This is a genomic window from Acinetobacter sp. Li1LvA2 (assembly GCF_056156705.1).
The window spans coordinates 329,929-353,940 of sequence record NZ_JBSICF010000004.1 but is presented as its reverse complement, the minus strand read 5'-3'; the positions used below and the strand labels follow the sequence as shown (position 1 = coordinate 353,940).

Sequence of the window (24,012 nt, the reverse complement as noted above, 5' to 3'; positions counted from 1 at the left end):
AAAAAACAATATTTGTGACCCAGTCGGGTAAGCGTTGCTTCCCGACACACGGAGAAAAAAATTGAAAGACTTGCTCGATATCATGCGTAAGAAAACGGACTCAGATGGTCATGCACCAATTGAGTTTGACCGTATCCGTATTGGTCTTGCGTCACCAGAAATGATTAAGTCATGGTCTCATGGTGAAGTTAAAAAACCTGAGACAATTAACTACCGTACGTTTAAACCAGAACGTGACGGTTTGTTCTGTGCCAAAATTTTTGGTCCAGTAAAAGATTACGAATGCTTGTGTGGTAAATACAAGCGTATGAAATACAAAGGCGTCATTTGTGAAAAATGTGGCGTTGAAGTAACTACAGCGAAAGTTCGTCGTGAACGTATGGGTCACATTGAACTCGCTTCTCCAGTTGCACATATCTGGTTCTTAAAATCGTTACCATCTCGTATCGGTTTATTACTTGATATGACGCTTCGTGATATCGAACGCGTATTGTATTTCGAATCATACGTTGTAACTGATCCTGGTATGACTCCGTTTGAAAAGTATCAACTTTTAACAGACGAAGAATACTTCAATGCACTTGAAGAGCACGGTGATGAATTCACTGCGAAAATGGGTGCAGAAGCGATTCAGGACTTATTAAAAGATATCGATCTTGAAGCTGAAATCGCACGTTTACGTGAAGAAATTCCTCAAACAACTTCTGAAACGAAGTTGAAAAAAGCGTCTAAACGCTTGAAATTGATGGAAGCATTCAACGATTCAAACAACAAGCCAGAATGGATGGTGATGAATGTACTTCCTGTACTTCCACCAGATTTACGTCCATTAGTTCCACTTGAAGGTGGTCGTTTCGCGACTTCTGACTTGAACGATTTATATCGTCGTGTCATTAACCGTAACAACCGTTTGAAGCGTCTTCTTGATCTTGCAGCACCAGATATCATCGTACGTAACGAAAAACGTATGTTACAAGAGTCTGTAGATGCATTGCTTGATAACGGTCGTCGTGGTCGTGCAATTACCGGTTCTAACAAACGTCCATTAAAATCTTTGGCAGATATGATCAAAGGTAAACAAGGTCGTTTCCGTCAGAACTTACTTGGTAAACGTGTTGACTATTCTGGTCGTTCGGTAATTACTGTAGGTCCTACTTTACGTCTTCACCAATGTGGTCTTCCGAAGAAAATGGCACTTGAATTATTCAAGCCATTTATTTTTGCGAAACTACAAGCTTCAGGTCAAGCAACAACTATTAAAGCTGCGAAGAAAATGGTTGAGCGCGAGACTCCAGAAGTTTGGGACGTTCTTGCCTCTGTAATTCGTCAACATCCAGTAATGTTGAACCGTGCGCCAACACTTCACCGTTTAGGTCTTCAAGCATTTGAACCTATTCTTATTGAAGGTAAGGCAATCCGTCTTCACCCACTCGTTTGTGCTGCGTTTAACGCCGACTTCGATGGTGACCAAATGGCGGTACACGTTCCATTGACACTTGAAGCACAGTTAGAAGCTCGTGCATTGATGATGTCAACAAACAACATTTTGTCACCAGCGAATGGTGAGCCGATCATCGTTCCTTCTCAGGACGTTGTCTTGGGTCTTTACTACATCACGCGTGATGCAGTAAATGCTAAAGGCGAAGGCATGGTGTTTGCAGATACTCACGAAGTAAACCGCGCGCTTGCAACTGGTCAGGTTGCGATCCATGCTCGTGTTAAAGTACGTGTGCATCAAACTGTTATCAATGAAAATGGTGAACGTGAACACGGAACTATTATTGTTGATACGACACCAGGTCGTTGTTTGCTTTGGGAAGTTGTTCCACAAGGCTTAAGCTTTGACATGATCAACCTTGAGATGACTAAAAAGAATATCTCGAAGTTAATCAACTCTTGCTACCGTAAACTTGGTTTGAAAGATACCGTTATCTTTGCTGACCAATTAATGTACTTGGGCTTCCGTCAAGCGACTCGTTCAGGTGTATCTGTAGGTATGGAAGACATGTTAATTCCACCTACTAAACACACAATTATTGATAAAGCTGAAACAGAAGTTCGTGAAATCGAACAACAGTTCGAACAAGGTTTCGTAACTGCTGGTGAGCGTTATAACAAAGTTGTCGATATCTGGGCGCGTACAAACGACCAAGTTGCTAAAGCGATGATGGATAACTTGTCTTATACACTTGTGAAAAACAAACAAGGTGAAGACGAGAAACAAAAATCATTCAACAGCATCTATATGATGTCTGACTCTGGTGCCCGTGGTAGTGCGGCGCAGATTCGTCAGCTTGCTGGTATGCGTGGCTTGATGGCAAAACCGGATGGTTCGATTATCGAAACACCGATTAAAGCGAACTTCCGTGAAGGTTTAACAGTACTTCAGTACTTTATTTCAACACACGGTGCGCGTAAAGGTTTGGCCGATACAGCATTAAAAACTGCGAACTCTGGTTACTTGACTCGTCGTCTTGTAGACGTAGCGCAAGATTTGGTAATTACCGAACCTGACTGTGGTACAGCTGGTGGTCTGGTGATGACTCCATTCATTCAAGGTGGTGATGTCATCGAGCCATTACGTGACCGCGTATTAGGTCGTGTAACTGCTGAAGACGTACGTCGTGCATCTGATGATGAAGTTGTATTACCTCGTGGTACGTTAATTGACGAAAAAATCGCAGCTCATCTTGAAGAAGCGGGTGTGGATGAAGTCAAAGTACGTTCAGTAATTGCTTGTGAATCTGCTTTTGGTGTATGTGCTAGATGTTATGGCCGTGACCTTGCACGTGGTCACTTGGTTAACCCTGGTGAATCAGTTGGTGTAATGGCAGCACAATCTATTGGTGAACCAGGTACACAGTTAACGATGCGTACGTTCCACGTTGGTGGTGCTGCGAGCCGAACTTCTGCTGCAAACAGTGTTCAAGTACGTAACAAAGGTACTGTACGTTTCCATAACGTGAAAACTGTACAACATGCAAAAGGCCACTTGGTTTCAGTTTCACGTTCAGGTGAAATTGGTATTGCCGATGATTTAGGTCGTGAGCGCGAGCGTTATAAACTTCCTTACGGTGCAAGCATCTTGTTGAAAGATGGTGAAGCTGTTGAAGCTGGCGGTATCGTAGCGACTTGGGATCCGCATACACATCCATTGGTAACAGAAGTTGCTGGTAAAGCACGTTTCAGCCAAATCGCTGATGGTGTAACTGCAACATCGAAAACTGATGATGCAACTGGTATGACTACTGTTGAAATCTTGCCTGTAACAGCTCGTCCTGCTTCTGGTAAAGATTTACGTCCTGCAATCGTGTTGGATACAACAGATGGCGGCGAACAGTTCTACTTCTTGCCACAAAACACAATCGTAACTGTTCGCGATGGCGAAACGATTGGTGTCGGTGACGTAATTGGTCGTGTACCACAAGAAACATCACGTACTCGTGATATTACCGGTGGTCTTCCACGTGTAGCTGACTTATTCGAAGCACGTAAACCGAAAGAACATGCAATTCTTGCTGAAGTTTCAGGTGTTGTAAGCTTTGGTAAAGAAACTAAGGGTAAAAACCGTTTAGTAATTACCCCAGATGATGGTTCTGAGATTTACGAAGAATTGATTCCAAAATGGCGTCAAATCAACGTGTTCGAAGGCGAGCATGTGAACCGTGGTGAAACAGTTTCTGATGGTCCACAAAACCCGCACGACATCTTACGTTTGAAAGGTGAAGTTGCATTAACTAACTACATCGTGAACGAAGTTCAAGACGTATACCGTCTCCAAGGTGTAAAAATCAACGACAAACATATTGAAGTTATCGTACGTCAAATGTTGCGTAAAGTTGATATCACTGATGGTGGTGATACAAGCTTCATCAAAGGCGAGCAAGTGGATTACATCCGCGTTGTTCAAGAGAACCAAGCTGTCTTGGCTCAGAACAAGTTCCCTGCGAAGTTTGAACGTCAATTGATGGGTATTACGAAAGCATCGCTTTCTACAGACTCGTTCATCTCTGCTGCATCGTTCCAGGAAACAACTCGTGTGTTAACTGAAGCTGCTGTAACAGGTAAAGAAGATGATTTACGTGGCTTGAAAGAAAACGTTGTAGTAGGTCGCTTGATTCCAGCTGGTACTGGTCTTGCATACCACTTAGAACGTCGTCGTCAAGAAGCAGAAGCTGCTGAACATGAGCTTCACAATGACTTCAGCGAAGTAGACCAAGCATTTAGCCAAGCATTAAACTCAGAACAATTCTAAGTTTAGACTGGCATTAAAAAAGGCACCTCAGGGTGCCTTTTTTATTTATATTTATTTATAACAATTAAAAGTGGTAATTACATAAACATATTAAAGAGCCATTATTTTATTACTTAAGCGGGATAAACGCTCCACAAAAACAGATTAGGCTACATGCTTATGGAGACTGGAGTAAATCTAATGAAAAAAATGATGACGATTGCGAGCGTTGGCCTGATGTCAACAACTTTGTTTGTTGGTTGCCAGAATGCGAGCCCAGAGAGTAAACGTATTGGTTCGGCTGCGATCGGTGGTGGCGCAGGTGGTGCTGTAGGTAAACATGTGGGCGGTAATATTGGCGCAGGTTTAGGAGCGGCTCTCGGTGCCGGCGTAGCAGCTAATGCAAAAGGATCTAGTAGTAAAACCGTGCGTAATAGTGCAATTGGTGCCGGTGTTGGTGCGGTGTTAGGTGGCGCAATCATTGGTGGCGATGCTGGTGCTGCTACAGGTGGTGCACTGGGTGGTAGTGCGGGCGCAGCTTATGAAGAGAAGAAAGGGAAGTACTAAAAGTATTCCTAATAATGTTTAAACCTAGAAGTCTTTAACCTGTTAGAGGCTTCTTTTTTATGTCTTTTTTATAATTAAAATTTTGCTTAATGAGCATAAATAGATGAGCTTTACAAAATATCAATCGATTAGGACAGATGAATAACACAATCTGATCAAATTACTCATAAAAGAGGATTATTCTTTTCATTAGAACAGGTAATAGGAGTAAGGCCATGAAAAAAACAATAGGATTAGTTTCTGCTTTAATGTTGTCTACGCTTATGATTACGGGTTGTCAAAATATGAGTCCGTCTGACCAGCGTATTGGTGCAGCAGCAGCAGGTGGAGCACTAGGTGGTGGCTTAGGTAACCATGTAGGCGGTGGTGTTGGTGCAGGCTTAGGTGCAGCAGTAGGTGCTGGTGTTGGTTCAAATAGCCAAGGCGGTAGTAAACAAACCACGACTAAGAGTGCGATCGGAGCTGGTATCGGTTCTGTGGTAGGTAAAGCAATATTGGGTGGTGACTCTGGTGCTGCAATTGGCGGTGCGATAGGCGGTGGTGCTGGTGCAGCGATTGAAGAAAAAAGATAACACAGTATTGATTGAAGAAAATAAGCGCTTTTTAGCGCTTATTTTCATTGAGGGAAAGGTTTTGCTTTTTTACGTCGGATATAAAGCGTTTTTTTAACTTCGGCAATTCTTACCCCAGATTCATCAAAAATATTTAGATGATAAGTTCTTAAAACAGGGTCGTAGTTTTCAGCAAGCTCACGTATTTGCTCAATCTCAGCTAAATCTACTCGAATATCTGCATATACCGTACTTCGACCAGGGGAAAGAAAATTAATTTCAGCAGCTTTATCCCAAACAATATATTTTGATCCGAGATGATGCAGCAGAATCATCATGTAAAATGGATCAACCATTGAATAAAGACTACCCCCAAAGTGTGTTCCGACCAAGTTTTGGTTTTTCCAGGTCAGAGGCATTTTCACACGTACATGGCAAAGTTCTAAATTCATGATTTCAATATAAATCCCTGCACCACGATAAGGTGGGTAGTGATTAAATAGAAATTTTGAAATCGTAGGATTGTTCTGAAGTCTTCTTAAAATAGCCATAATAGTCAATTTTTTTTATTGAAACAGTATTCATACTAGATAAGTATCATCTTTTTTATATTGATGGCAATGCTCTATCCGACTAACGACATGATCGATTGAAAAACAAGATAGGAAATGATTATGCAGCCAAAAGTTCATACAGTAACAACAAGTGACCAACAAACGCTTTGTGCCAAAACATGGGGCGACGAAAAAAATACACCGTTGGTTTTAGTACATGGTTATCCTGACAATCAAGAAGTATGGGAATCAATCATTGAAAATTTAATCAATGACTTTTACATTGTCACTTATGATGTACGTGGGGCGGGTTTGTCGTCTATACCAAAACGTATACGTGATTACCGTTTAGAGCGGTTATCTCTAGATTTACAAGAAGTAGTTGATGAGTTATTACCAAATCGTCAATTCCATATGGCTGCACACGATTGGGGTTCAATTCAATCTTGGGAGTCGGTAACTGAGCCTAAATTTAAAGGGCGGTTATTATCATATACAACCATTTCTGGGCCATGTCTTGATCATGCAGCTTTATTTTTGCGTGATAAATTTAAATCTTCACCAGTTCAGATCCTAAAAATATTAACCAAATCTTGGTATATCGGTGCATTCCATCTTCCTTTTTTAGCACCAACAGTATGGTCTCTTTTTAGCCCTGAAAAATGGGGGAAAGTCCTGACTCAGCTAGAGAGAAAAAGTAATTTACCTTTAAATAATAATATTAATGCAGATGGTAAATATGGCATTAATTTATATCGAGCAAATTTTATTCCTCGTTTAACTGGCCCTCGTCAGCGTTATGCTCAATGTCCAGTTAAAGCCGTTATTTTAAAATATGATACTTTTGTGAGTCCTGAATATATTACTGAGGCTATGCCAAAGTGGGTAGAAAATTTTGAATATGTAGAGCTTGAAGCAAATCACTGGGCAATTCTAAGTGAGCCGGCAAAAATTGCGGATCATATTCGTCAGTTTATTAAGGCCCAAGCTTAATCATTGAGTGACTGCATAAAACTGTTAATTCGGCGATATTTTCGGCTTCATAGGTCTGAATCTGATAGAATGTCGCCTTTTGTTTTGCTCTGAATTTATTCATGAATGCTGTCGTTATTGCGATTGCGGTGATGTTTTTATTATCACTGGCGCGCGTTTCTGTCGTACTGACTTTAGTGGTTTCTGCCATTGTAGGCGGCCTCGTAGCAGGTTTAAGCCTTTCTCAAACCGTTGATGCCTTTAACGCAGGTCTTGGCGATGGTGCTGAAGTTGCACTTGCCTATGCTGTGTTAGGGGCATTCGCTCTGGCACTTTCAAAATCTGGTTTACCTGATTTACTTGCCCATAAACTGATTGGTTTGTTGGGAATGGAAGCTGGAAAAAGCCGCGAAACGAAAGTGAAATATCTACTGTTAGGTATTTTACTTATCGCTGCTATTTTCTCTCAGAACCTTATTCCGGTTCATATTGCCTTTATTCCTGTACTTGTTCCGCCATTATTACGGGTAATGAACCATTTAAAGTTAGATCGTCGAGCAGCAGCCTGTGTGCTTACGCTAGGTTTAGTCGGAACTTATATTTTTCTTCCGGTTGGATTTGGTGCAATTTTCCTTGAACAAATTTTGATGGGGAATATCAACAAAGTTGGCGCAACGTATGGCTTACATGTAGAGCGTGGCATGATGTCAATTGGCATGGCTATTCCAGTTTTGGGAATGGTTTTAGGTACTTTGGTTGCTGTATTTATTAGCTACCGTAAACCAAGAATTTATGCTGATCGCGCTATTACACCCACTACAACGATTGATTTAGATAAACCTCTTCGTGCAACAGCGCAAGATGAAACAGCTGACTTAAAAGCAGATGCAGAAGAGTTAAAGCATGAGGCAGAGCAAGCGCCTGTAATTGCAAAGAAAACGATCTATATGGCATTGCTTGCAATTGGCCTGACACTTGCTGCACAGCTCTATTCGGGTTCAATGATTTTGGGTGGTTTAGTCGGTTTTGCTGTTCTATCTACTGCCGGAATTTTTAAGTGGCAAGATGCAGATGATGTCTTTGTACAAGGCATGCGAATGATGGCCTTGGTAGGTTTCATTATGATTTCTGCTGCGGGCTTTGCATCGGTAATGACGCATACAGGGGATATCAATCAACTGGTCAAAGGTGTGGTTGAAATCATTGGGGATAATCGAGCACTTGCAGCTTTCTTAATGCTTTGTATTGGTCTATTTGTCACGATTGGTATTGGTTCATCTTTCTCAAGTGTACCTGTATTAGCCGTTATTTATGTACCGTTATGCGTTCAGTTCGGATTTTCACCATTAGCGACGATTGCCCTTATTGGGACAGCAGCAGCATTAGGTGATGCAGGCTCACCAGCTTCTGATTCGACGTTAGGCCCAACCGCTGGTTTAGGTGTAGATGGGCAACATGACCATATATGGGATACGGTTGTACCTACATTTATTCATTTTAATATTCCGCTATTAATTTTTGGCTGGATTGCTGCAATGGTTTTATAGATTTTTTATAAAATATTAAATTATTAACCTTCTTAATGATGATCTTTAGATTTAAATTAAGAAGGTTTTTTATTGGGTAAATAAAAGATGTATTTAAAATAAATTATATTAAAATACTCAGAATTATAAAGTATATTAAAATAGTTGGTCATATAAAATAATCTTGATTAATTGGGTTGGAATAAAAACCAATTAAAATAGTTGGTTAATATATAATTTTATTTAAAACAGTTATTTAAAAATAAATTATAAATTAATTTTATAATGTGTATTGCATGATTTTAAAATACATGTTTATTATAAATATAAATAAGTTTGGAGATATTAAAGTGTTCAAAAAAGTTTTGGTTGTTGCATTAATGGGGATGTCTTCTTTTACTTTTGCTGGTAACTGGCAAGTAAAATTTGGTGGTAGTGTTATTGCACCATCAGAAGATACAACAACACCTTTAGGCGTGGTAAAAGCAGACCATGAATATGCTTTTACGCCATCAGTTGAATATTTTTTTGGACAATCTCCATTTTCAGCAGAATTGTTATTAGCAGCGCCAGTTAACCATGATGTTTTGTTAGATGGAAACAAGGTAGCGCGTATTAAACAGTTACCACCAACAATTACAGCAAAATATCATTTTAAAAACTCAACTCGTTTCACACCATATATTGGTGTTGGTGCTACAGCATTTATTCCTTGGGATGAACAAGGGGCTGCTGTAAAAGTTAAAGAAGATTTTGGTGTAGCAGGGCAAGTTGGTTTTAATTTCCAACCTGCTGATGCTAAAAACTGGGGTGTATTTGTAGACGTTCGTTATGCTGATATTAGTCCGGAAGTTACTTTAACGAATGATTATAAATTTGACCTGGATATAAACCCATTTGTTTACACTTTAGGTTATAGCTATAAATTTTAAGCATAATAATAAATAGAAAAAATATAATAATAAACCTAGACTCAGGCACCTCACATATATTTTATGTGAGGTTTTTTTATGGATTTTATTTGCACTAAAAAAAGCATAAAACAGACAGTTTTATACATATCTTATGCAAATTTTTTTCTAAAATAATTTCTATTCATTACAAAACATGGGAATAAAATCATGAACAAAAAATTAGCGATGTGTTTGGCTGTTTTTAGTGGTATTGCTTTTACACAGAGTTTGCAAGCCGCAAGTTTCTCATGTGATGCTGCAAAAACCAAAACGGAAAAAAGTATTTGTAAAAATCGTTCTTTAAATGATGCTGATGTGAAAATGGCAACAACCTATCAAATTGTCCTGCATGCATTGCCGATGGGTGGGCGTGATAGCCAGAAAGATGCTCAATACCAATGGCTGAAAAAAAGAAATGCTTGTGCGGCTGGTGTAAGTTGTCTTAGCAAAGCTTACCAACAACGACAACAGCAGTTGGACTCTATCTTGCAAGATAGAGTGTTAAGCCATGGTCCATTTTAATTAGAGTAAAAATTTTTAATATTCAGGATTGAAAAATTCTAGAAGTACTCCATTCATAAAGCATTCGAGAACAAACAGACTTCAAAATTTAAGGAGTGATTTATGAGTGAACAAGCATCACAAAATTATAGTTTCCAAGCGGAAGTTGCACAGCTTTTACATTTAGTGACGCATTCTCTCTATTCTAACCCTGAGATTTTCTTACGCGAGCTGATCTCTAATGCATCAGATGCATGTGATAAGTTGCGTTTTGAAGGAATTAATCATCCTGAATATTATGAAAATGATCCAGATTTACATGTACGAGTTATTTTAAATAAAGAAGATAAAACTTTAACCATTTCTGATAATGGTATCGGCTTAAATCAGCAAGAAGCGATTGATAACTTAGGTACGATTGCAAAATCGGGTACTAAAGATTTCATGTCAAAATTGACTGGCGATCAAAAAGCAGATGCTCAGTTGATTGGTCAATTTGGTGTTGGATTTTACTCAGGTTTTATTGTTGCTGATAAAATTACCGTGGAATCACGCCGTGCGGGTCTAGATGCATCTGAAGGGGTGCGTTGGATTAGCGGTGGTACAGGCGAGTTTGAAGTTCAACAAATTGATAAGGCTTCACGTGGTACCGACATTATTCTTCACTTGCGTGATGACGCGCTTGATTATTTAGAATCTTATAAAGTTAAGCAGATCGTTAATAAATACTCTGACCACATTAGTTTGCCAATTGAAATGCAAAAAGAAGTTTGGCAAGAAGAAGAGGTTGCTGAAGGTGAGGAGCCTAAAGGCGGCCAAATGGTCAAAACTGGCGAGTGGGAAGCAATTAACTCAGCCAGCGCTTTATGGACACGTAACAAGAGCGAAGTGACTGAAGAGCAGTACGTTGAGTTCTATAAAAACTTAACGCATGACTTTGAAGCACCACTGGCTTGGGCGCATAACCGTGTTGAAGGTAGTACTGAATATACGCAGCTACTTTATATTCCAAGTAAAGCGCCACATGACATTTTTACTCGTGAAGCAAAAGCGGGCATTAAGCTCTATGTAAAACGTGTCTTTATTATGGATGATGCGGATAACTTAATTCCAAATTATCTACGTTTTGTTCAAGGTGTAGTGGACAGTGCTGATTTACCACTGAATGTCAGCCGTGAGTTGTTGCAAGAAAGCCGTGATGTCAAAACGATTCGTGAGGGTAATGCACGCCGCGTACTAACTGTACTTGATGGCTTGGCTAAATCTGAAGATGAAAAAGATCAAGAAAAATTCAAGACGTTCTATAGTGAGTTTGGTTCAGTACTTAAAGAAGGCTTGGGCGAAGACTTTGGTAACCGTGAACGTATTTTAAAATTATTACGTTATGCGACATCAACAAATGATGAAGTAACAACTTCTTTTGCTGACTATAAGGCACGTATGAAAGAGGGCCAAAAAGCCATCTACTATGTGACTGCTGACAGCTTAGCGGCAGCGAAAAACTCACCACAGCTTGAGTTGTTCAAGAAAAAAGGTATTGAAGTATTATTAATGGCAGAGCGTGTTGACGAATGGGCAATGAACTTTGTTCAAGAGTTTGACGGTACACCATTAAAGAATGTGTCAAAAGGCGCGGTTGATTTAGGTGATTTGCAAGATGCTGAAGAGAAAAAAGCACTTGAGCAAGCCGCTGAACAGTTCAAACCTGTTGTTGAGAAACTAAGTGACTCATTGAAAGCTAAAACTAAAGAAGTACGCGTGACTACACGTCTCGTTGATTCGCCTGCATGTTTAGTAACAAGCGAAGGTGAGTTATCGCCTCAACTCATCCGGATGCTAAAACAAGCGGGACAAGAAGTACCTGAAATCAAACCAATCTTAGAAATTAACCCTGAGCATCCTTTAGTGAAAAAACTTGAAGGTTCAGAGCAGTTTGATGACTTGGCAAACGTGATTTTCGATCAGGCTGTTATTGCTGAAGGTGGTTTACCTGAAGATCCAGCAGCTTATGTAAAACGTATTAATAGCTTATTGCTGAAGTAATTCAGCGTAAAAAAAGCCTCTGAACTTTCAGGGGCTTTTTTTTGTGGATAAAGAAAGAGTTATCCACAATTTGATAATTTTTGATTAAAAATTAGCTTCGAGATTCATTTGAACGCTGAGCTGATGTTTCGAATCATCATCAATATGGTTAAAAAAGTTAAGGTCATTTTGCATAAAAAGCCAATCTCGCCACACAGGCTGGCGCCATGAAATATAAGGCCCCCAACTATTTAGTCGAATGTCATTTTTGGTATATACGCCACCACTATAGACACCGTAAGTAAGATGATTATCCTTTAAAAATTGATACTGCTGGAAAGTCCAATTTCCCCAACTATAATCTTCATTTTCACTCTTATTCACATTAAATTTATTAGCGAAAAGAGTGTTATCTTGCATTTTCTGCGTTAAGTTTAGCGTTGTCTCGGTGTAGTTCCGGCTAGTAGAACCGTAGCGAAATACCTGTTCGGTATCCAAACTAATGTTATGTCTTAAATTCCATTTTTTCTTTGCCAAAAATTGTACATAAACATCGTTTTCTGAGTTTGAACCTAAATCAAGATTATTTTCAAAAGGCATCCAAGTTGAAATGGTGGCCCAGCTTGCACTCAGTGGATTAGTTGTCGAAACCTGAGCTGAAGAGTTCTTCTTCTTTTTCTTACCAAAGGCCTTATAAGTTTGTTCAGGCTGAGTCACTCGTCTCCACAATGTATCATTTCCAAATACAGCCATTAGTTCTTGAATTAAGGCGACATCGGGTAAAGCATCATTTGTCTCTATTTCACAAGGAGAGAGTGAAAGTGATTGTCTTTTTACTTTAGTAAAACTCGTAGAAGAATAAGGATAACGCCGTGACCGTTGGTGCTTGAACGTATTATAAAAAAATTGAGTATGCGGAATTAAAGTCAATACACCCAAACTATAAATACAAATGAAGATAGCCGATCTATTTTGAAATGAAAAAGAAGAAAATTGATTCATTTTTAAGGCGAAGGAATCAAAAATAAAAATTAGAACAGTACTTTAAAAGCCTAAGCTTAAATTTTTATTTAAAAGTATTTTATTATTCATCACCTTGGAAGAATTCCAAGGTGAGGTTTAGCAGCTTAAAAAAGCGCTTCTAAGCGCAAGAATGTACTGACGAAATGGTTGCGATCTTCACGGTGATCATTAAAGTAATTTACATCTCCTTGAACAAAGAACCATTCACGTAAAACAGGTTGACGCCATGAAACAAATGGTCCCCAACTATTCAAACGCAAGTCATTGTCGTTGTAATAACCCCCTGTATAAATACCATAGTTAAAACGGTTGTTTGCAAAGAAACTATGTTCACGGAAGACCCTGTTTTCCCAACTTAGATCATCATCTTGATCATCAGCATAAGTTAAGCTGAACTGATTTGATAAAATTGGTTGATTTGGTCTGGCATGGGTCAGTTCAAGATTGGTACGTAAGTAGTTTTCACTGTCTATACCGTAACGATAAATTTGTTCAGCATAAAACTTAAAATCATTACGGAGTTGCCAATCTCTTGATGCTTTTAAACGAACATAAATATCGTCTCCAGAACGAATACCTAAGTCAGCATCTGTTTCAAAAGGCAATTTTTTCGAGAAATTTGACCAACGTAAAGCAATCGAGCTGTTGTCATCTCGCGTTTGTTTACCATTTAGCTTCTTATTGGAGTCTTGATTTGGGTTTTGGTTAATATTGGCCGGGCTGTTATTAAATTCATTATCGAGAGAGTCATCACCAAATACCACGCTGAGCCGTTTTTCTAGCGTTGGTAATTTAATCTTACCTCGTATTCTGGGCTTAATTTCAAAATTATCATATTCATTCCAATAGTTATCGACCATTACGCGAATAGTTGCAGTAGCAGGTTTTTGTGGATCAACTTCACCAAACCAGTTATCAATTTTTTCAGAAGTACGATCAGCCCAATTACGAATTTTCTTTTGCTTACGATCAACCCAGGTTTGATCTTCTGTTTGTTCGGTAGGGGGAACAATAGGCTGACTAGATTGCTCTGGAAAAATGGTTGGGGTCGCATCTACCCAACGTGGAATCTGATCTAACAGATTTTCATCTGTTGTAACTGCGGTTTGAACTCCAGATGACAAACCTTCTACTTGTTGGCTTTGAGTGGAAGAGCTCGTTTCTGCATGAGCAATGCATACCGAACCGAATCCAATAGTTAAAAGTGCAAAAAGCTGCCGGTAGGGCATTACGTGAAATGTTTTCATATCTATCTTTATGTTTTGTTGTTGTTTCCACTTTTGTTGATTTTTCTAATAAAATCAAGAGGGCGACACAAAAGTTAAGTAAATTTAACTTTTTTTACATATTTGAAATAAATTAAAAAGTTTAAGCTAGTAGCGATTATTTTTAACCAAAAAAAATCCCCCAATTAAGGAGGATGATAGATCAAGGAAACTTCAAATTCCGATCATTAAACACATAAAAAACAGAACATTACAGCGCGAATATTCTAAGACGCAATCATAAACTGATTTTAAACAATTAGATAGTTCTTTTTTTAGAACGCTCTATTGCTAAAATGGTGATAAAACATACGATTTCATCACACTTTCAATTGGGTTGATTTATTTCTGTGGAATATCACATGATTCATCATTACAAACAGCTGCATCATCTTGCTCAACTGCTTCAGCATTTGCTTTCAGTTGTGCTTGCTCTAAGACTTTTAAAAAGACGTCACGTGGTTGAGCACCCGCGAGTGCGATTCGTTGATCAAATACAAAAAATGGTACACCCGTAACATTTAACTGCTCTTTAGCAATCTTTTCGTCATGACGAACAAAGTCAGAGAGCTCATTTGTATCTAATACAAATTCAACTTCCGCATTATCAAGACCAATACGAGAAGCAATTTCTTCTACAACTTCACGTTCACCAATTGCCAGACCTTCAGTCATATAAGCATGGAAAAAAGCTTCTTTTGCTTGATTGCCTAAGCCTTTGCTTTGCGCAAGGTGAATAATACGGTGTGCATTGAAACTATTGCCAGAATTCGCCTTTTGCCATTGGAAATCAATACCTTCAGAGGCAGCCATGGCCGCAATATTGCGTTCCATTTCTTCCATCTCTTCATAGGTACGGCCATATTTTTTAGCTAAACGCTCAGTATTTGAAGTGTCATGTTTTGCTGGCGCATCAGGATCTAATTCGAAACTATGCCAGTGAATTTCAAGCTCAATACCTGCTTCAGCAGCTACATGTTCAAGGCGTTTTTTGCCGATATAACAGAAAGGGCAAACTACATCAGACCAGACATCAACACGCATGGGAGAATCTCATAAATTTTAATTACCCATCATAATAGGGATGATGCACAAGGATTTAAAGCTTTGAGTAGCGAATACAGTGTTGCGTATTGTGAAATAAATGGCATATAAAGAAGAATAAGCTCTATTTTATAACTATAAAGAGCAAAACTATAAGAAGGGAAATAGGAGGTGTGTATGCGCCGAGTTTTGATTGCGATAGCAAGTCTGATTGTTATCACAAGCATTGTTTTTTTCACCTATCAACATATCAAACAGCAACAGGCCAAAGACAGTAGCCAAATGTTTGATGTGGTCATGACTGAAAAAATGAACCAGCTTTATGAGCAAGCACAGGATTGGTCTAAACCTGTCGAGCTTAATATTCACGATAAGCGTTTGGCAGGACACTATAAGCAAATTTCAGAATTTCTTTTAAGTTATTGGATTCAAAATATTAATGCACGAAATGCATATTTGAGAGAACTCAAAGCAGCCAAATGGGATACTTTTTTAAATGTTGATCGTTTAGATATTGATAAAAAGCAAAAATTTGCGGAAACCGAAAAGATGCTAGCGGATGTACGTATAGCTTCGGATCAGTATCAAACTGAATATGAAAAAATTCATAAAACCTTCTTAGCAAAGGTTCAAGAATTATCTGTTGATGCAGAGATGAGACAACTCCTTGAAATGAAATTGGGAACTCAACAAAAAGCAGATCAAGATCATGCAATTTTTATGATTGAGCTACAAATTTTAGATAAAGCAGAAGAAATGTTTAAGCTTCTAAAAAATTATGAATGGCAAAAGAAAGATCAGATGATTCTTTTTCATGAAAATGCTCAAGTTAAAAAGTTTAATGAGCTTTACCAAGATGTTTTAAAACTGAATGCAAAAATTGAAAAAATTAAGAAAAAGAATGTAGCTGCACTCGAAGGAGATTTAAAAGAATAAGTGTGGCATGAGCATCAAATATTATGGTTTGGTGCTCTCGGTTTTTCCTTTGGTTAAAAAAGATTGTAATAAACTTTGAGAAGTTTGTAGTTTGTTTAATTGTTCAGACACATGCATGAGTTCAGTTTGCAGTTTTTCTTGAACCACTGAACACAGCGTAAATACGCGTTCATCTAAATCAAAACAAGGCAGCAAGGCTTGAATGTCTTTTAAGTGCATGCCTGCATCATTTAATATTTTAATTTTCTTAATATTTTCAATATCTTTTTGCGTATAGCTTCGATAGTTATTGCTCGCTCGATAAGGCTTTATAAGCCCTAAACTCTCATAATAACGCAGCATACGAGGGCTTACTTTTGTGAGTTCGGCAACTTTGGCAAGGTTCATAAAATGGGGTTGACCTTAACAGTGGTGTCATAGTTTAGCATGTTTTTATCTTTCAAAATGGTACTTGTTCCATGATGAGAAAACTCATTTTATTGGTGTTATTGGGATTAATAACATTTGTTGCAAATGCCAAAACACTTGAATTTCAGGAGAAGAACATGCGTCAAATATTTGTGCTTCATGGTTACTCTGCTTCTATCGATGATCATTGGTTTCTAGATTTAAAACATCAAATAGAAAATGAATATACGACTGTCACTCTAATTCCATTTCCAGATTCTGATAATCCTGATGTAGAAGCTTGGCAGAAAGTTTTAGACCAGCAGATCCCTAAGGTGGATGAGAATACCTATTTTGTTGCGCACAGTTTAGGGGTGATTACGTTACTGCACTTTTTGCAAAAACATGATTACCAGAATATTGGTGGAATGATTTTAGTATCTGGATTTTCTGGTCCAATTTCAGACTTTTCTCCACTCGATGCCTATATAACAAAAAGCAAAGTCGATACGAACTACTTTAAGAACATAAAGAAAAAGCTGGTGTATTTATCTGATAATGATGATTTGGTTCCACCTAAACTTACTATTGAATTAGCGAAAGAAATTGATGCGCCGTACATTACTGTTCCTAATGGTGGGCACTTTTTGGGTAGAGAAGGTTATACGACGTTTCCACAAGTCGTGAATTCTTTAAAAGAGATGTTAGAGAGCAAATAAAATTTATAAGATAAATCGCACTCTATAATCTGAACACTTTTGTTCAAGTTATAGAGTGTTTTATAGGATGCAGTTTAATAAATAGAAGAACCGTACTTTTACATTAAAAAATTTAATTATATTTACCGTTTATCTGAGCATTACTGAATCAAATTCAACTTTGTTGTAGCCTATTTATAGATACTTTTAATTTAATCATCATCTTTTAATTGAAATAAGGTGACTGATTTTTGGAGCAAGTTATGAACTTTCTAAAACAATCAGCCTTCATTGCTGCATTTGCTTTTATGGGTTTACCGACTGTTCAAGCAGAAGAAGTGGCTACTTTACCAACAATTCGCGTTATGGCTGAATCTGAGCTACGTGAAGAGGTGGGATTTGTACCCTTCCAAGAAGATAAAAAAGTGCGTCAGGCTTTGCAGCACCGTGAGTATAAAATTCATAATGATATACAAAATGCTTTAGTCCCTGAAGGCATGGCTACGGTAGATTATCAGCCAGTCATGGCACAGCCAGATTTGTCTCAACTTTCTCCATTCTTACAACAATATATTTTAGCGGTAGCAGGTGGAATACAGTCTTCTGATCCAACCAATGGTATCTTTGAAATGTTAAGACCTTTGAATATTAATCGTAGTAATGTTGATGCTTATCGTGAGGGTACGATGAAAGTGAATATTAATGACCTCATAAATTTACAGCAGCAAATTCAAGACGGTTTAAAAGGCCGTTAAAATAAAAATCCCCGCATTGAGCGGGGATTTTTTTATCTTGGTGTTAATTAAACACGTTCGATAATCGTTGCAATACCTTGACCAAGGCCGATACACATAGTCGCAAGACCGATTTGAGTATCTTGTTGTTCCATTACGTTTAACAACGTAGTGGTAATACGCGCACCAGAACAACCAAGTGGGTGACCCAAAGCAATCGCACCACCATTTAAGTTAATGATGTCTTGCTTGTCATAAACGCCTAAGCCTTTCATTACTGATAAGCCTTGAGCCGCAAATGCTTCGTTTAACTCGATAGTTTGAATATCAGCCATCGTTAAACCAGCACGTTTAAGCGCTTTTTGAGTTGCTGGAACTGGACCGTAACCCATGATTGCAGCATCGCAACCAGCAACTGCCATAGAGCGAATTACAGCGCGTGGTTTTAAACCTAACGCTTGTGCGCGCTCAGCAGACATAAGTAACATTGCAGAAGCACCGTCAGACAACGCTGAAGATGTAGCCGCAGTTACTGTACCGCCTTTTGGATCGAATACAGGACGTAATGCTTTGAACGACTCAAGGTTTGCATCTGGACGAATTACTTCGTCGATGTCACAAAGGATTTTAAAGCCATTTGCATCATGACCTTCAACACCAACGATTTCGTTTTTAAAACGACCTTCTTGAGTTGCAGCCCAAGCACGGCGGTGAGATTCAACACCAAAAGCGTCTTGCTCTTCACGGCTAATGCCGTTCATGCGACCTAACATTTCAGCAGTTAAGCCCATCATGTTAGATGCTTTAGCATAGTGTTTAGATGCTTCTGGGTTTAGGTCGATGCCGTGCATCATACCTACGTGGCCCATGTGCTCTACACCACCAATAATGAAGATATCACCTTGGTTGGTTGCAATCTGTGCAGCAGCAGTATGAAGTGCTTGCATAGAAGAACCACAAAGACGGTTAACAGTTTGACCTGCTACAGTTTTTGGTAAGTCAGCCAATAAGCCGATGTTACGACCAATGTTCATACCTTGTTCTAAAGTCTGGTTTACACAGCCCCAGATCAGGTCTTCAACTTCATTGGTATCAAATTGGTTACGAGCAACGAGTGCACGAACCAACTCAGCAGATAAGCTGTCAGCACGTACATTGCGGAACATACCGTTTTTGGTTTTACCCATTGCAGAACGTACGCCATCAACGATGACAACGTCACGTGGATTTAAAGTAGCCATTCACGTTGCTCCTTAACCGTAGAATTTTTTGTTGTTAGCAGCCATGTCACGCAACATTTGTGGCGCTTCATAAGCCTTACCTAAGTGTGCATATTTGTCGCAAAGTGCAACATATTCAGCAACACCTGTCTGGTCGATATAACGACATGGACCACCACGGAATGGAGGGAAACCTACACCCATAATCATTGCCATGTCTGCTTCAGCAGCAGTTGCAACGATGTTGTCTTCTAAGCAACGAACTGTTTCGTTACAGAAAGCAAGCATCATACGGTCAATGATTTCTTGGTTATCAAACTCGCGTTTTTCACCCGTTACGAAAGGAGCAATGATTTCATACGCTGTTGGATCAACAGTTTTTGCTTTCTTGCCTTTCTTATCGAGTTCGTATTTGTAGAAACCAACGTCGTTCTTTTGACCAAGACGTTTAGCTTCGTACATTGCTTGGATTGAACCTTTGTAGTCTGGCTTCATACGGTCTGGGAAACCTTCAGCCATGACTTCTGCACCGTGTACACCCGTGTCGATACCTACAACGTCGATGAGGTAAGCAGGACCCATTGGCCAGCCAAACTTAGACATTACATTATCAACTTGTTGGAAGTCTGCACCATCTTTTACAAGAAGGTCGAATGCACCAAAGTAAGGGAACAATACACGGTTAACCAAGAACCCTGGGCAGTCATTTACAACGATTGGTGTTTTACCCATTTTCTGAGCAAGAACAACAGTAGTTGCAATCGCTTCTTCAGAAGTCTTTTCACCACGAATGACTTCTACAAGCGGCATCATGTGAACTGGGTTGAAGAAGTGCATACCTACAAAGTTTTCAGGACGCTGTAAAGCTTTCGCCAAACGCGTAATTGAAATTGTAGACGTGTTAGACGCAATAATCGTGTTTTCACGAACATGCTTTTCAGTGTCTGCAAGAACAATTTCTTTAACTTTTGGATTTTCTGTAACCGCTTCGATCACGATGTCGACTTCTTTAAACTCATCGTAGCTTAAAGTAGGGCGGATACGTGCAAGGGTTTCACCCATTTGCGCAGGTTTCATTTTCTTACGTTCAACTTGTTTAGTTAACAAGCTGTTTGCTTCTGACATACCTAGTGCAAGTTGTGGGTTACCAATATCTTTCATGATAATTGGAGTGCCTTTGCTTGCCGCTTGGTAAGCAATACCACCACCCATGATACCAGCGCCAAGTACAGCTGCTTGGTTTACAGGATGAGCACCTTTTTCATGTTTTTTAGCAGTTTTCTTAACAACTTGGTCATTGAGGAATAAACCAATCAATGCACCAGCTTGTGGAGTAATCGCAGCTTTAGCAAAACCTTCAGCTTCAGCTTTTAATGCTTCATCACGCGCAAGGCTTGCACCTGCTTGTAATGAATCAAGTAATAATTTTGGAGCAGGGTATTGAGCAGGATTTGCTTTAGCAAGTACGGCACCTTTTGCTGTGTTGAACGCCATCATTTGTTCAAGTGGGTTCAATTTTACAGCATCAAGTTTTTCTTGGCGTTTAGCTTTCCAGTTCAAACGACCAGAAATTGCTTGCTTCACTAAGTCAGTTGCAGCTTCAAGTAATTTATCAGCAGCTACAACCGCATCTACAGCACCATCTTTTAGGGCAGCAGCAGGTTTTTTAGGAGCAGCCATCGCCATCCATTCAACCGCGTTGTCGATACCGATAACACGGCTTAAACGTACGCTACCGCCGAAACCTGGGTAGATACCAAGTTTAATTTCTGGTAAGCCCACTTGTGCAGCTTCTGACATCACACGATAGTCACAAACTAAACACATTTCAAAACCGCCGCCTAACGCCATACCGTTAATAGCAACAACTTTTGGAATTTCTAAATCTTCAAAGCTATTGAAGATTTCGTGAACAGGCATAAGCCAGTCAACAATCGCTTTTTCGCCTTGAGCGAAGTTTTCACCAAATTCGGTAATGTCTGCCCCAACAATAAATGTTGATTTGCCCGACGTAACAACTAAGCCTTTAATATCGTTATTTGCTTTTACCGCAGCAATAGCAGCTTGGAAATCTTCAATTGTTGCACGGTTAAATTTATTGACCGACTCACCTTGTAAGTCAAAGCGGAATTCTGCAATTCCGTCCGAAAGCATTTGGACGGTAATGGCATTGCCAGCGTGGATCATGCCTGATCTCCTTGGTTTTGGAGGACTTCTAAGTTGATGTTATGAAGCGTGTGCACAGCTTTGGTACACATTTATGCTTCGCTAATCTTACGATAACTATATCTAAAAAAAACCTGACAAGTTGTATCAAGCCGTGACGCAAGGGTCATCTTATTTATTATTCAATTCATCTGTATTAAATGCATAAAAGAAATCATAAAGATAGCTGCTAATCCAAGGCTTTTGTTTTGCTTTAAATTTTTCTTTATAAAGCTCTGGAATTATCAAGCCTTCTTGTAAAAATTATGAAAATTCAAAAGTTAATTTTTTGTCAAAAAAGTCAATTGTTCAATTTTTATCTTAAACAAGTGAATAGAAATAACAACAAATTTTAACTTCTTAAGGTACTGAAAAAATACCGTGGGCTCTTTTATTTCTTATAAAAATATGAGACCTATTATTTGACTTATTTTTTTACATTCGCTTTTTATAAGTCAATTTTGTTAAAATTTGTGCCAATTAAATAAACTTCCGGTTTCTATTGCCTTAAATATAAGGTGAAGTTGCCCCTAATCTTTTGAAAGAGTAGCAATATGATTAAGTGGATCATATTAGCGATTTTTGTGATATCAGCATTGTATATCCAGCATCGCGGCAAAGTGCGTCACTCGTTTTATCGTCAATTTTTTGACCATTCAACCTTGCTCGCACCGATTAACTTTTTAATGTACATCTTTTCAAAGGTGCCGAATCAACCTTATATCGACACCCAGCATTTTAAAGATTTAAAAGTGTTGGATGAAAATTGGGAAATGATTCGTGATGAAGCAAAAGCTTTATATGACCAAGGTGGGATCAAAGCTTCAAGTACATATAACGACTTAGGTTTTAACTCATTCTTTAAAACAGGTTGGAAACGTTTTTACTTAAAATGGTACGAGTCAAGCCATCCGTCTGCTGCTGAGCTTTGCCCAAAAACCACAGCTCTTCTTAAAACATTGCCGACAATTAAAGCCGCAATGTTTACCGAGCTTGCACCTGACAGTCGTTTGGTAAGACACCGTGACCCATATGCAGGTTCATTGCGTTATCACTTGGGTTTAATTACGCCAAATGATGATCGTTGTTTTATTGATGTTGATGGTGAAAGATATTCTTGGCGTGATGGTCAAAGCGTCGTGTTTGATGAAACGTATATTCACTATGCTGAAAATAAGACGGATCAAAACCGCATTATTTTCTTTGCAGATGTTGAACGACCAATGAAAGTGAAATGGATGGAACGTTTCAATCATTGGTTTGGTCGTAAAGTGATGACTGCTGCAAGTTCACCGAATGAAACAGGTGACCAAACAGGTGGCTTAAATAAAGCTTTTGGTTATGTTTATCAAATTCGCATTAAAGCTAAAGCATTAAAAGCTAAAAACCGTAAGTTGTATTACTTCTTAAAATGGTTATTAATGCTTGGGATTTTCTTCCTGATTTTTGTCCGACCATATATATTTTAATTAAAACGCCCGAAAGGGCGTTTTAATTTTAAATAATGATATTCATCATGCATCATTTATTGCATATTCAATAATCCGAAATACTAAGTCTTGAGTAGTTATTGAATTAGATAAGTCTTCTACCAATTCTTTAATAATAAATACTTCAAGAAAGTAACTGTAATATTTGTCCTCGATAATAATTTCCATTTTATCGCTGTCTGATAGAGCAATTGCTTGGGATGTAATATCCCAAGGTTGCTCGGCATAGATAGTTTGTTCATCAGAAATGTGTTTAATATTTAATATCACTTCTTGTAAACATATGGGATATTTCAAGGGAATCGACCTTTTATTCTAATTTTCACAAAACTTTTATAAAGATTCATGACGTTAATGATTAAGTTTTAATATTATGAGTATTTTTTAAAGAGATAAAGTCTCTAATAAATTTTTGTGACTCATTTCACAGTGCTGGCAATTTGTTACAACTATTAAAAGCCAAAGAGCAATTTTGATTCTACAATGGCGCGGTTTTTTCGAAGACTGGTTAGCGGAAGTAGGTTTTAAAATGGCTCATGCTCATCACGCAGTTCATGCACATGTTCATCATATCGAAGAGAGAAAAGAAGAAAGCTCTCAGGATGATTTAAAAATGAAAGTGATGTTAAGACAAACAGCTTCGACGACTGAAAAACATAAAAAAACTGATGTGAAAAGTCATCAATCTGAAGATCAAAATATTAATTTGCATAAGTTCTCAAGTAAGCTTGAAAGTATATCTGCTAACCATAGTAAAGAGAAATGCGCCAAGAATATTCGGATTGCTTTACAAGCAGCAGGCGCAGATGTGTCTAAGCATCCAGTAGCAGCTTCAGACTGGGGGCATACACTCGAGAAGAACGGTTATAAGAAAATTAAACCTGCTTTTAATCGTCCTCAAGAAGGCGATATTTATATTATTGAGCGAACAAGTGGCCACACATATGGTCATATTGCGGGATATACAGGGAATGGGTGGTTCTCTGATTTTCGCCAAAAAACCTATGCGGTCTATAAAGAAAAAGATGTGAAATATAGCTACTATCGCCTCGATTCTTAAGCGAGTACGACATAGTCTGTCGGGGCATATCCAAATCTGTTTCCAAATTTGGCTTGTGGCACAGTAAAGC

Annotated in this window: 21 protein-coding genes; 13 read left to right on the top strand and 8 right to left on the bottom strand. The window is 38.6% G+C overall.

The features are described 5' to 3' along the window. Positions 1-61: 61 nt before the first annotated feature. From rpoC to ACS604_RS11170, 3 genes are all read left to right on the top strand, one after another. A complete protein-coding gene (gene rpoC / locus ACS604_RS11180) occupies positions 62-4,255 on the top strand; it encodes a DNA-directed RNA polymerase subunit beta' (protein ID WP_013199106.1) in 4,194 nt (1,397 codons plus the stop codon). A gap of 180 nt (positions 4,256-4,435) precedes the next feature. Next, entirely contained in the window at positions 4,436-4,801 is a 366-nt protein-coding gene (locus ACS604_RS11175) for a hypothetical protein (protein ID WP_004795096.1), read from the top strand. Positions 4,802-5,016: 215 nt separating this feature from the next. Then, positions 5,017-5,373: a hypothetical protein gene (locus ACS604_RS11170; RefSeq protein WP_004795095.1), complete on the top strand. Its 357-nt coding sequence runs from the start codon at positions 5,017-5,019 to the stop codon at positions 5,371-5,373. Positions 5,374-5,417: 44 nt separating this feature from the next. On the opposite strand, the gene ACS604_RS11165 is transcribed toward ACS604_RS11170, so the two are convergent. Further along, positions 5,418-5,903 (bottom strand): DUF4442 domain-containing protein, encoded by a 486-nt coding sequence (locus ACS604_RS11165; RefSeq protein WP_004795093.1) that lies wholly within the window; start codon positions 5,901-5,903, stop codon positions 5,418-5,420. A gap of 117 nt (positions 5,904-6,020) precedes the next feature. Between ACS604_RS11165 and ACS604_RS11160 the strand changes: the two genes are divergently transcribed. The 5 genes from ACS604_RS11160 (at position 6,021) to htpG (ending at position 11,901) form a co-directional block, all read left to right on the top strand. After that, positions 6,021-6,899: an alpha/beta fold hydrolase gene (locus ACS604_RS11160; protein ID WP_474771797.1), complete on the top strand. Its 879-nt coding sequence runs from the start codon at positions 6,021-6,023 to the stop codon at positions 6,897-6,899. A 101-nt stretch (positions 6,900-7,000) separates the two neighbouring features. Continuing rightward, positions 7,001-8,425, top strand: coding sequence for a Na+/H+ antiporter family protein (locus ACS604_RS11155; RefSeq protein WP_353157740.1), 1,425 nt, complete (start codon positions 7,001-7,003; stop codon positions 8,423-8,425). 329 nt (positions 8,426-8,754) lie between these two features. Further along, positions 8,755-9,336, top strand: coding sequence for an OmpW/AlkL family protein (locus ACS604_RS11150; protein WP_474771795.1), 582 nt, complete (start codon positions 8,755-8,757; stop codon positions 9,334-9,336). Between the two features lie 189 nt (positions 9,337-9,525). Continuing rightward, complete coding sequence (locus ACS604_RS11145) at positions 9,526-9,879, top strand: lysozyme inhibitor LprI family protein (RefSeq protein WP_174730281.1); 354 nt, start codon at positions 9,526-9,528, stop codon at positions 9,877-9,879. A gap of 102 nt (positions 9,880-9,981) precedes the next feature. Beyond that, positions 9,982-11,901 carry a molecular chaperone HtpG gene (gene htpG, locus ACS604_RS11140; protein WP_004795082.1) on the top strand — a complete coding sequence of 640 codons (1,920 nt, stop codon included), beginning with the start codon at positions 9,982-9,984 and terminating at the stop codon, positions 11,899-11,901. 84 nt (positions 11,902-11,985) lie between these two features. Here the strand turns inward: htpG and ACS604_RS11135 are convergent, their stop codons facing one another. From ACS604_RS11135 to ACS604_RS11125, 3 genes are all read right to left on the bottom strand, one after another. Further along, positions 11,986-12,882, bottom strand: a complete 897-nt coding sequence (locus ACS604_RS11135) for a hypothetical protein (protein WP_004795079.1) — start codon at positions 12,880-12,882, stop codon at positions 11,986-11,988. Between the two features lie 125 nt (positions 12,883-13,007). Then, positions 13,008-14,150 (bottom strand): hypothetical protein, encoded by a 1,143-nt coding sequence (locus ACS604_RS11130; protein ID WP_474771792.1) that lies wholly within the window; start codon positions 14,148-14,150, stop codon positions 13,008-13,010. Between the two features lie 360 nt (positions 14,151-14,510). Beyond that, positions 14,511-15,212 carry a DsbA family oxidoreductase gene (locus ACS604_RS11125; RefSeq protein ID WP_004795074.1) on the bottom strand — a complete coding sequence of 234 codons (702 nt, stop codon included), beginning with the start codon at positions 15,210-15,212 and terminating at the stop codon, positions 14,511-14,513. Positions 15,213-15,389: 177 nt separating this feature from the next. Between ACS604_RS11125 and ACS604_RS11120 the strand changes: the two genes are divergently transcribed. Further along, positions 15,390-16,148, top strand: a complete 759-nt coding sequence (locus ACS604_RS11120; RefSeq protein WP_238612025.1) for a hypothetical protein — start codon at positions 15,390-15,392, stop codon at positions 16,146-16,148. A 21-nt stretch (positions 16,149-16,169) separates the two neighbouring features. Here ACS604_RS11120 and ACS604_RS11115 read toward each other — a convergent pair whose 3' ends face one another. After that, on the bottom strand, positions 16,170-16,535 hold the full coding sequence (locus tag ACS604_RS11115; protein ID WP_474771791.1) for a MerR family transcriptional regulator: 366 nt from the start codon (positions 16,533-16,535) through the stop codon (positions 16,170-16,172). A gap of 71 nt (positions 16,536-16,606) precedes the next feature. On the opposite strand from ACS604_RS11115, the gene ACS604_RS11110 reads away from it, so the two are divergent. Continuing rightward, complete coding sequence (locus ACS604_RS11110) at positions 16,607-17,254, top strand: RBBP9/YdeN family alpha/beta hydrolase (RefSeq protein ID WP_474771789.1); 648 nt, start codon at positions 16,607-16,609, stop codon at positions 17,252-17,254. A gap of 242 nt (positions 17,255-17,496) precedes the next feature. Beyond that, positions 17,497-17,988: a hypothetical protein gene (locus ACS604_RS11105; RefSeq protein WP_474771787.1), complete on the top strand. Its 492-nt coding sequence runs from the start codon at positions 17,497-17,499 to the stop codon at positions 17,986-17,988. Positions 17,989-18,035: 47 nt separating this feature from the next. Here ACS604_RS11105 and fadA read toward each other — a convergent pair whose 3' ends face one another. Together fadA and fadB are read right to left on the bottom strand one after the other, a co-directional pair. Continuing rightward, positions 18,036-19,208 carry an acetyl-CoA C-acyltransferase FadA gene (gene fadA, locus ACS604_RS11100; RefSeq protein WP_004640802.1) on the bottom strand — a complete coding sequence of 391 codons (1,173 nt, stop codon included), beginning with the start codon at positions 19,206-19,208 and terminating at the stop codon, positions 18,036-18,038. A gap of 12 nt (positions 19,209-19,220) precedes the next feature. Next, positions 19,221-21,374 (bottom strand): fatty acid oxidation complex subunit alpha FadB, encoded by a 2,154-nt coding sequence (fadB, locus tag ACS604_RS11095; protein WP_009393257.1) that lies wholly within the window; start codon positions 21,372-21,374, stop codon positions 19,221-19,223. 572 nt (positions 21,375-21,946) lie between these two features. On the opposite strand from fadB, the gene lpxO reads away from it, so the two are divergent. After that, positions 21,947-22,861, top strand: a complete 915-nt coding sequence (lpxO, locus tag ACS604_RS11090) for a lipid A hydroxylase LpxO (protein WP_004795061.1) — start codon at positions 21,947-21,949, stop codon at positions 22,859-22,861. A gap of 45 nt (positions 22,862-22,906) precedes the next feature. Here lpxO and ACS604_RS11085 read toward each other — a convergent pair whose 3' ends face one another. Then, the gene (locus tag ACS604_RS11085) at positions 22,907-23,179 is read right to left on the bottom strand and encodes a hypothetical protein (RefSeq protein WP_312824157.1); all 273 of its coding nucleotides are present in this window, start codon (positions 23,177-23,179) and stop codon (positions 22,907-22,909) included. A 232-nt stretch (positions 23,180-23,411) separates the two neighbouring features. Between ACS604_RS11085 and ACS604_RS11080 the strand changes: the two genes are divergently transcribed. After that, entirely contained in the window at positions 23,412-23,942 is a 531-nt protein-coding gene (locus ACS604_RS11080) for a CHAP domain-containing protein (protein WP_474771819.1), read from the top strand. Positions 23,943-24,012: the final 70 nt, after the last annotated feature.

Bases quoted from the DNA above. Each gene is read 5' to 3' on its own strand.
- ACS604_RS11175 (WP_004795096.1), top strand. From the start codon at position 4,436: ATGAAAAAAATGATGACGATTGCGAGCGTTGGCCTGATGTCAACAACT.
- ACS604_RS11170 (WP_004795095.1), top strand. From the start codon at position 5,017: ATGAAAAAAACAATAGGATTAGTTTCTGCTTTAATGTTGTCTACGCTT.
- ACS604_RS11165 (WP_004795093.1), bottom strand. From the start codon at position 5,903: ATGGCTATTTTAAGAAGACTTCAGAACAATCCTACGATTTCAAAATTT.
- ACS604_RS11160 (WP_474771797.1), top strand. From the start codon at position 6,021: ATGATTATGCAGCCAAAAGTTCATACAGTAACAACAAGTGACCAACAA.
- ACS604_RS11155 (WP_353157740.1), top strand. From the start codon at position 7,001: ATGAATGCTGTCGTTATTGCGATTGCGGTGATGTTTTTATTATCACTG.
- ACS604_RS11145 (WP_174730281.1), top strand. From the start codon at position 9,526: ATGAACAAAAAATTAGCGATGTGTTTGGCTGTTTTTAGTGGTATTGCT.
- htpG (WP_004795082.1), top strand. From the start codon at position 9,982: ATGAGTGAACAAGCATCACAAAATTATAGTTTCCAAGCGGAAGTTGCA.
- ACS604_RS11135 (WP_004795079.1), bottom strand. From the start codon at position 12,882: ATGAATCAATTTTCTTCTTTTTCATTTCAAAATAGATCGGCTATCTTC.
- ACS604_RS11130 (WP_474771792.1), bottom strand. From the start codon at position 14,150: ATGAAAACATTTCACGTAATGCCCTACCGGCAGCTTTTTGCACTTTTA.
- ACS604_RS11125 (WP_004795074.1), bottom strand. From the start codon at position 15,212: ATGCGTGTTGATGTCTGGTCTGATGTAGTTTGCCCTTTCTGTTATATC.
- ACS604_RS11120 (WP_238612025.1), top strand. From the start codon at position 15,390: ATGCGCCGAGTTTTGATTGCGATAGCAAGTCTGATTGTTATCACAAGC.
- ACS604_RS11115 (WP_474771791.1), bottom strand. From the start codon at position 16,535: ATGAACCTTGCCAAAGTTGCCGAACTCACAAAAGTAAGCCCTCGTATG.
- ACS604_RS11110 (WP_474771789.1), top strand. From the start codon at position 16,607: ATGATGAGAAAACTCATTTTATTGGTGTTATTGGGATTAATAACATTT.
- ACS604_RS11105 (WP_474771787.1), top strand. From the start codon at position 17,497: ATGAACTTTCTAAAACAATCAGCCTTCATTGCTGCATTTGCTTTTATG.
- fadA (WP_004640802.1), bottom strand. From the start codon at position 19,208: ATGGCTACTTTAAATCCACGTGACGTTGTCATCGTTGATGGCGTACGT.
- fadB (WP_009393257.1), bottom strand. From the start codon at position 21,374: ATGATCCACGCTGGCAATGCCATTACCGTCCAAATGCTTTCGGACGGA.
- lpxO (WP_004795061.1), top strand. From the start codon at position 21,947: ATGATTAAGTGGATCATATTAGCGATTTTTGTGATATCAGCATTGTAT.
- ACS604_RS11080 (WP_474771819.1), top strand. From the start codon at position 23,412: ATGGCTCATGCTCATCACGCAGTTCATGCACATGTTCATCATATCGAA.